Source organism: Shewanella sp. S1-49-MNA-CIBAN-0167 (assembly GCF_040310145.1).
In the GTDB taxonomy this organism is placed as follows: Bacteria; Pseudomonadota; Gammaproteobacteria; order Enterobacterales; family Shewanellaceae; genus Shewanella; species Shewanella psychromarinicola.
Genome location: NZ_JBEOPO010000071.1, coordinates 1 through 8,746 on the forward strand (window position 1 = coordinate 1; position 8,746 = coordinate 8,746).

The window sequence follows — 8,746 nt, forward strand, 5'->3', positions numbered from 1 at the left end:
TGAGCCGTATGCAGTGAAAGTTGCACGTACGGTTCTTAGGAGGGCGGCACTTGGTAACAGGTGTCGCCTATCCGACCCTAAACGGGTAATATGGGTTGGTGTATGGATCCGCACTAAAGATAGCACCAACCGCGTCGACGCTTGTGATATAAACACCGGAGAACTACCCCAAAATGTTACCCCGGCTAAATCAAACCGACTTTGAGTACTATTAATTCCACCCAAAAAGTGAGTATCTGTGGCGCTAATAGTACTGCGCGTTATCATCATTTTGTTTAACGGTACACCTATGCGGCTAGACTTGATTGTCACAATCGAGTCGCTGATAGTGAGCTCGTTTACATCAGCATTATCTACAAACACCAATTTACAGTCATCAATAATTAGCAGGTCATAGTGCCCCGAAAAAGATTGTTGGCTATCTTGATAGCATTTGCCAATGCGCTTACTTTGATTTTCAGAGCCTTGTTCGCGAGCTAAAGGCGTCGACACAAGGCTGGTTAGCAGCATCTGATTAAAAATGCGTTGATGAGACTTCATCGGGACATGTCCGGCACCGTCAATAACCCGTAGTTGTGCCCTAGGTAATATATGCAGTAGTGCTTGAGCGGTTCGCAATGGTGCAACCTGATCATCCGCTCCCCAAATGAGCTGCGTAGCGGGCATCTGTTGGTAATTAAGCACAGAGAAGTTTTGTTCCATTAATGCTAATGCCGCATTGGTATTCGTTTGCTCGCCAATGGTCATATTACGAATAGACTCGTTGCGACTCAGCAACTGAGTGGGATCAAACCCTGTCCCTGTTTTCTCTAGTATTTTGTCAGCAAAATTATCAACCCGCGCCAATAGTCGGCGAAAACCTTGTGGTAATTCGCTATTGGCCATGTTCCTCTTAGAAATTTGCTTTAGATAGGCTGTACGGTCCAAAATACCAGCAGCATCGACCAACACAAGTTGTTCAACGTTGCCAGGATATTGGCTAGCATAGTATAAGCTGATCGCCGCCCCCATCGAGTGGCCCACTAAATGCACCTGAGCATCTGGATGGCGGTAACGGCTTACAACCCAATCGATAACCTTGGCATATTCTTTTGGCGAGTAAGTAAATACAGCACCTTTTGATAAGCCAAAACCGGGTAAATCAATAGCAACAACATGGTACTGCTTTGCCAATGCAGGAATAACCGTTAACCAGTCTTTAGAGGCTAAATCGCCTAAACCATGAATAAGCACAACCGTGTCACTATGCTCAAGCCCAGCTTGCAGCACAAACAGCGGCGCTTGGTGGCTGGGTACTATCACGCGTTCAAATTGATAGCCTGCAGGGTAATCAGTTAATTCTGCCGCGGTTAACGGTTCAACCATCAATGGTTTTTGATTACCGATTGCACCAACTTGCCTACTGATGTCATTAAACCAGCTGGCTGGCACGGGTATCGCCCACAAGAACGACACCATTAATAGCAAGAGTAATAAAGGTGATTTAACCACCGCAGAAGTCCGCTCTCTGGCAGCTTATCACTCTTGTTCGGTGCATTGCTTTATGCTGCGAATATCGGTTCCTGTGGGAATTTGAAACGCGCGCAAACCAAACTCTGGTAACACGGCAAAAATGTGGTCAAAAATATCCGCTTGAATGGCTTCATAATAGGTCCAACGAATATCATTGGTAAAAATATACAACTCTATCGGCAGGCCTTCAGTCGTTGGGGCTAGCTGCCTAACCATCAATGTCATGTCTTTATGTACTTTTTCATGACGATGTAAATACTCTTGTAAGTACGCTCTGAATGTTCCGATATTGGTTAAATGACGACCGTTCACCTTCATCTCGATATCACTCACATTGGCATTAGCGACACTAATTTCACTAAAGATTTGTGGCAAGTATTCTTTTAAGTAATTCACCTTGCCCAAGCGTAAACGCTCTTCATCCGTTAAAAATTGAATACTATTAACATCAATATTGATTGAACGCTTAATCCGTCGACCGCCAGACTCAGACATGCCGCGCCAGTTCTTAAATGCATCAGAGACCAATGCATAGGCTGGGATCATGGTGATCGTATTGTCCCAATTGCGTACTTTGACTGTCGTCAATGTCACGTCTTCAACTGCGCCATCTGCAGCGTATTTATCCATTTGGATCCAATCGCCTTTACTCACCATGCGATTAGCGGCAAGTTGAATCCCAGCAACAAAGCCTAAAATGGTGTCACGAAATACCAGCATAACAAGACCGGTTGCAACCCCTAAACCACTAAAGAAATAAACAGGCGACCGGTCGGCTAGCACCGCAAACACAACAATTAACCCAATGAAAAACAAGAATAACTTAGTCAGTTGAACAAAACTTTTTACCGGTAAACGGCGATTAACATGATTAACATCGGCAATTTCATCGATGGCATTTAATCCGCCATACACAGCTCGAATAATAAAAAACACTAACAAAGCGCTAAGTAAACGGTCAATAAACGCACTGATCAACTCGAGTTCAGTTAACACTATGGGGATCAATAAATCGAGGATTAAAATGGGCACCAAAATAGCGAGACGCTCAAACACCTTAAAACGCATGAAAATATCGTCCCAAGTCACCGAGGAACGACGGATCACAGCATTCACACCGTGAACCACAAATCGGTGAGTAATGAAATAACTTAAACCTGCCACAATCAAACAGGCAAAAATCAATATCAAGGTGGCGACGCCATCCGATGGTTGGCTATTAATACCTAACTGGGTTAACCAAGCCGCGATTTCAACTCGAACATCTATATTCACAAACAAATCCTTAGCAATCTTTTATCTTTACTCAATCAACAGACTTACATTAGCCCGCATAAAAACAATGAAGCTCTCGTAGGCTTATCACTATACTCATTATGCCCTGTGTTGATGTAGAACGTTAATGAAACATCAACACTATCAGCCAACATACCGAATATAAATGCAAGCCACTCTTTTCACTATTATTTTAAATTTTTGACTTATCTGAGTATCCCCATGCATGATTAAACAAAAATGATCTTTTTTCCATGGGAAAAAAAAGACAATAAAAAAGGACCTTGCAGTCCTTTTATCCAATTTATCATCAATATAGCATGCTGATAATATGTTACTTAGCCCAACTAAAAGCTCGGTAACATACCTTGTGGTAACAGCCTGTTGAAGCTCGCGCGACACAACAAGTTAACCGAGTTGTCGATATCGGGTGAAAAATAACGGTCTTTATCATAAAACGTCACGATTTCACGCAGTTCAGCTTTGGCCATTGCGACGGCCGCGCTCGGTTGCAACGGCGCTCTGAAGTCTAAGCCTTGTGCGGCAGCTAACAGCTCAATCGCCAACACGCCACGGGTATTTTCGCTCATGTAACGTAAGCGCCGTGCAGCAAACGTGGCCATCGACACATGATCTTCTTGGTTAGCCGATGTGGGCAAACTGTCTACCGATGCCGGGTGAGCGTAGGTTTTGTTTTCAGAAGCTAACGCCGCTGCGGTTACTTGAGCAATCATAAAACCTGAGTTGACGCCACCGTTATCCACTAAAAATGGCGGTAACTTAGACAGGCTAGAATCAATCAATAACGCCATTCGGCGCTCCGAAATTGACCCCATTTCAGCAATCGCAATCGCAAGATTATCAGCCGCCATCGCCACGGGTTCAGCATGGAAATTACCACCCGAAAGAATATCGCCCGTATCTTGGAATACTAAGGGGTTGTCGGTAACCCCGTTTGCTTCAGCACCCAACACTTCTGCAGCTTGGCGGATTTGGGTTAAACACGCGCCTAACACCTGCGGCTGACAGCGCAGTGAGTAAGGATCTTGCACTTTTTCGCAATTGCTGTGACTTAGGCTAATTTCCGATTCGTTAGTGAGCAAATGACGAAAAATCGCTGCCGAATCGATTTGACCTTTTTGCCCCCGGGCAGCATGAATGCGCACATCAAACGGGCTGCGACTGCCCATCGCTGCTTCAACGCTCATAGCGCCAATCACCGAGCTGGCGGCAAATAAATCTTCGGCATTAAACAAACCTTCAAGCGCCAATGCTGTTGAGGCTTGGGTGCCATTTAATAACGCTAAGCCTTCTTTCGCCGCCAATTCCAATGGCTCAAGCCCAGCGATTTTAAGGCCTTGTGCTGCTGAAATAATCTGCCCTTGATAACTCATTTCGCCTTCGCCTAATAACGGCAAACACATGTGAGCGAGTGGCGCTAAGTCACCCGATGCACCGACTGAACCCTTTTCTGGTACACACGGATACACACCGGCATTCACTAGCTGAATGAGAAACTCAATCACCTCTAAACGAATGCCCGAAAAGCCGCGGCTTAATGAGTTAATTTTTAGCACCATCATTAAGCGCACAGTAGCATCTTGCATGTATTTACCAATACCCGCGGCATGAGATAATACAATAGAGCGTTGCAGTAATTGCAGATCTTCTGGGGCAATTTTAGTATTCGCCAATAAACCAAAACCAGTGTTAATACCGTAAACAGTGCGGCCTTCGCGCAATACTTGTTGGACGATTTCGGCACTTTGATTAATGTCTTTAATGGCTTCCTTAGCAAGGGTCAGCTTGACACTCTTACGGCTGATATCGCGGGTTTGTGCCAAGGTTAACGTCCCTGGTGTAAGTTCAAATAAATAAGTCAACATGGGTTACGCTCCTAACATCGGCAGGTCTAAGCCTTGCTCTTTGGCACAATTTTTTGCAATCTCATAGCCAGCATCTGCATGACGCATTACCCCTGTAGCGGGGTCGTTCCACAATACTCGGCCTAATCTCACGGCAGCCTCATCCGTGCCATCGGCCACGATCACCACCCCAGAATGTTGACTAAAGCCCATGCCAACGCCGCCACCATGATGCAGCGATACCCAAGTAGCACCACTGGCCGTATTGAGTAAAGCGTTCATTAATGGCCAATCTGACACCGCATCTGAACCATCTAACATGGCTTCAGTTTCACGATTTGGACTGGCAACTGAGCCAGAATCTAAATGATCACGACCAACCACAATCGGTGCCGCTAACTCACCGTTTTTGACCATTTCATTAAAGGCTAACGCCAAACGAGCACGATCTTTTAAGCCGACCCAGCAAATACGTGCAGGCAAACCTTGAAACGCAATACGCTCACGCGCCATATCTAACCAATTATGTAACTGCGGATTATCAGGGATCAGCTGTTTGACTTTGGCATCTGTTTTGTAGATATCTTCAGGATCGCCCGACAAGGCGACCCAACGGAATGGGCCTATGCCTTCACAAAATAACGGCCGCACATAGGCTGGCACAAATCCGGGGAAATCAAACGCATTCGCCACGCCTTCTTCAAAGGCCATTTGACGAATATTATTGCCATAATCCGTGGTTGCCGCGCCCGCTGCCTGCAATGCCAACATAGCTCTAACTTGAACCGCCATTGACTGTTTAGCGGCTTTCACCACTGCAGCCTCATCCGTTTTACGCATTTTAGCTGCGTATTCTAAGGTCCAGCCTTGGGGTAAATAACCGTTTAAGGGATCGTGCGCCGAGGTTTGGTCGGTGACCACATCGGGGGTAATACCGCGAGTCACTAACTCAGTAAACACATCTGCGGCATTGCCGAGTAAGCCTACCGAAACAGGCTTGCCGCTTTGATTGGCTTCATCAATCATCGCTAAGGCTTGGTCTAATGAAGTAGCTTTTTTGTCGACATAACCTGTGCGCATACGAAAGTCGATACGCGTTTCATCCACTTCACAGGTTAAGACTGAATAACCCGCCATGGTGCCTGCCAATGGCTGCGCGCCGCCCATGCCACCTAAGCCACCGGTTAAAATCCACTTACCGGCTGATGAACCATTAAAGTGCTGTTTAGCCATAGCCACAAAGGTTTCGTAAGTGCCTTGAACAATGCCCTGCGAGCCAATATAAATCCACGAGCCCGCCGTCATTTGGCCGTACATCGCCAAGCCTTTTTTATCCAGTTCGTTAAAATGCTCCCAATTAGCCCAATGTGGCACTAGGTTTGAGTTAGCAATAATCACTCGCGGCGCATTAGTGTGGGTGGTAAACACCCCAACGGGTTTACCCGATTGCACCAACAAGGTTTCATCATCTTCAAGACGCTTTAGCACCTCAATAATTTTGTCATAACTTTGCCAATCGCGCGCGGCGCGACCAATACCACCGTACACCACTAAGTCTTCTGGGCGCTCGGCAACATCTGGGTGGAGGTTATTCATTAACATCCGCATTGCCGCTTCGGTTAACCAGCTTTTACACTGTAATTGAGTACCGTGCGGCGCAATTATGCGACGGCTTGGGTCATGTCGTTTATCCATATTATCCTCTTCAACCGACTATCTTAGGTTTGGTTTTTTTATTGGTCTTGTTGGTTTATGTCTTATTGTTATGACTGTCAGCTAAGGTTTAAAGTGATACTTATTCGTATCATCTCTTAACCAAAGCTGAGGTTAATTTAAACTTACTGCCCGGATGCACTAAGCGTGCAAAACTGACCACACCTTGGCGTGACCAGGTACGACGTAAAATTTGTAAACACGGTTCAGTCGCCGCAATAGCCAAACGTTGCTGTAACAGCTCGTTAGCCATAATGGCTTCAACGGTATGCCGAGCTTCTGTCAGTGGCGCCACGGCCGATAAATATTCATGGGGAGTATGTATAATAAAGTCTTGTTGCAGGTAATCAGGCACAAGCTGTGGGTTAACAAAGCGCTCTTCAACTTGCAGTGGCAAGCCTTGTTCGCAATGCACTAACACCGAGTAAAATACTGGACTGCCAACCTCTAGCCCTAGGGCATTAGCCACAGCGGTCGTAGCATCGATTTGTTTCAATTCGAGCTGTTTGACACTGTATCCATGACCGCGGTCTTTTATCTCGTCGGCAATATTACGAATAGTCAGTAATGACGATTGCGATTTAAATCCTGCCACAAAAGTGCCTATGCCTTGGGTGCGCTCTAACACACCTGACTCCACCAGCTCAGTCAAGGCACGTCTTGCGGTCATGCGGCTGCAAAAAAATATCTCGGCCAATTGGTTTTCAGACGGCACGCGATCGTTCTCTTGCCATTCGCCCGTCTCAATACGCGACAAAATAAATTGTTTTATTTGGGCAAACTTTGCTTGGGCCATGTCAGCAGATCTCGGTTTTGTAGACAATTATGTCATTGCTGTTTAAAAACACATCAGTCATCCTACCTTGTATATACAAGTTAAAACAAGTATTGTTTAGCGATTGGTTAATAACTCATTTTCAGAGGTTTTTATGTCGTGGGATCAGGTGTGGATTGATGTCAATATTGCAACCATGGACCCGAGTGTTCAACGGGCTTACGGGGCGATAACTCAAGCAGCTATCGCAGTAAAAGATAGCAAAATAGCCTGGGTTGGTCCGCGCAGTGAACTGCCTGAATTTGATGTACTGGCAACGCCGGTTTACCGAGGTAAAGGTGGTTGGATAACGCCCGGGCTTATCGATGCACACACCCACTTAGTGTTTGCCGGAAATCGCGCCGATGAGTTTGAACAACGTTTACAAGGCGCTACTTATCAAGATATCGCCCGTGCTGGCGGCGGTATTATCTCGACCGTTAACGCGTGTCGCGATGCAGACGATGTCGAACTGTTTGAACTGGGTCGACAACGCTTAAACGCCTTAGCCAGAGAAGGCGTCACCACGGTTGAAATTAAATCCGGCTACGGCTTAAACACCGAAACCGAGCTTAAGTTACTCCGCGTAGCACGAGAACTCGGCGAACATCACCACATTGATGTTTGCACCACGTTTTTAGGCGCTCATGCCATTCCACCTGAATATAAAGACCGTGGCAACGAGTATGTCGACTTAGTGATTAATGACATGCTCCCCGCGGTGATTGCTGAAAACCTTGCTGATGCTGTGGATGTATTTTGTGAAAATATAGCCTTTGACCTTGAGCAAACTGAGCGGATATTAACCGCAGCCAAACAAGCAGGATTACAGCTTAAACTGCATGCCGAGCAATTATCCATTATAGGCGGCAGTGCGTTAGCCGCTAAACTAGGGGCTAAGTCGGTTGATCATATTGAGTTTTTAGACGAAGCGGGTGTTAAAGCCATTAGCGAAAGCGGTACCTGCGCAACCTTGCTACCTGGGGCATTTTACTTTTTACGCGAAACCCAATTACCGCCAATTGATTTATTGCGTCGATACAAGGTGCCAATGGTGATTGCCAGCGATTTTAATCCTGGGTCATCGCCTATTTGCTCAACCTTATTAATGCTTAATATGGCCTGCACGCTATTCAAACTTACCCCTGAAGAAGCCTTACAAGGCGTAACCATTAATGCCGCTAAAGCCTTAGGCCTCGAAGCAAAAGTCGGTCACCTTGCCATAGGTATGCAAGCTGATTTTTGTTTATGGGACATTACCACCCCAGCACAACTAGCTTATGCTTATGGAGTTACCCCTTGTAAAACCGTAGTGAAAAATGGCCAAGTGGTTGCCTTACCCAATTAAGTCATAGTACTCAATTTGTATCATTAAACTCACCCGCCACTAAAGCCAAAACACTTTGTTTATTTTATCGTCACGAGTGCTAATACGTTATCACTCGTGACCTTGTTATTGGCGTCATCTCGAAATACGGAACGAATATTATTAGGGGCTGTTGATCTTTCACATTGGCAGCCAAATTATAGAGCAAGCTAGAGCCAGCAGGCTTTCAAAATTAATTTT

Annotated in this window: 6 protein-coding genes; 1 reads left to right on the forward strand and 5 read right to left on the reverse strand. The window is 45.8% G+C overall.

Annotated features, from left to right (window positions below):
* From AAEZ00_RS20125 to hutC, 5 genes are all read right to left on the reverse strand, one after another.
* The coding region (locus tag AAEZ00_RS20125; RefSeq protein WP_351089642.1) for an alpha/beta fold hydrolase at nucleotides 1-1,491 on the reverse strand (1,491 nt) is incomplete at its 3' end.
* A 27-nt stretch (nucleotides 1,492-1,518) separates the two neighbouring features.
* The gene (locus AAEZ00_RS20130; RefSeq protein WP_351089644.1) at nucleotides 1,519-2,787 is read right to left on the reverse strand and encodes a mechanosensitive ion channel family protein; all 1,269 of its coding nucleotides are present in this window, start codon (nucleotides 2,785-2,787) and stop codon (nucleotides 1,519-1,521) included.
* A 347-nt stretch (nucleotides 2,788-3,134) separates the two neighbouring features.
* Nucleotides 3,135-4,673 carry a histidine ammonia-lyase gene (hutH, locus tag AAEZ00_RS20135; RefSeq protein WP_351089646.1) on the reverse strand — a complete coding sequence of 513 codons (1,539 nt, stop codon included), beginning with the start codon at nucleotides 4,671-4,673 and terminating at the stop codon, nucleotides 3,135-3,137.
* Between the two features lie 3 nt (nucleotides 4,674-4,676).
* Nucleotides 4,677-6,347, reverse strand: coding sequence for a urocanate hydratase (hutU, locus tag AAEZ00_RS20140; RefSeq protein ID WP_351089648.1), 1,671 nt, complete (start codon nucleotides 6,345-6,347; stop codon nucleotides 4,677-4,679).
* 109 nt (nucleotides 6,348-6,456) lie between these two features.
* A complete protein-coding gene (gene hutC, locus AAEZ00_RS20145; protein WP_101033367.1) occupies nucleotides 6,457-7,161 on the reverse strand; it encodes a histidine utilization transcriptional repressor HutC in 705 nt (234 codons plus the stop codon).
* Between the two features lie 133 nt (nucleotides 7,162-7,294).
* Here hutC and hutI point away from each other — a divergent pair, with 133 nt between their 5' ends.
* Nucleotides 7,295-8,527: an imidazolonepropionase gene (hutI, locus tag AAEZ00_RS20150; RefSeq protein WP_351089650.1), complete on the forward strand. Its 1,233-nt coding sequence runs from the start codon at nucleotides 7,295-7,297 to the stop codon at nucleotides 8,525-8,527.
* Nucleotides 8,528-8,746 lie beyond the last annotated feature (219 nt).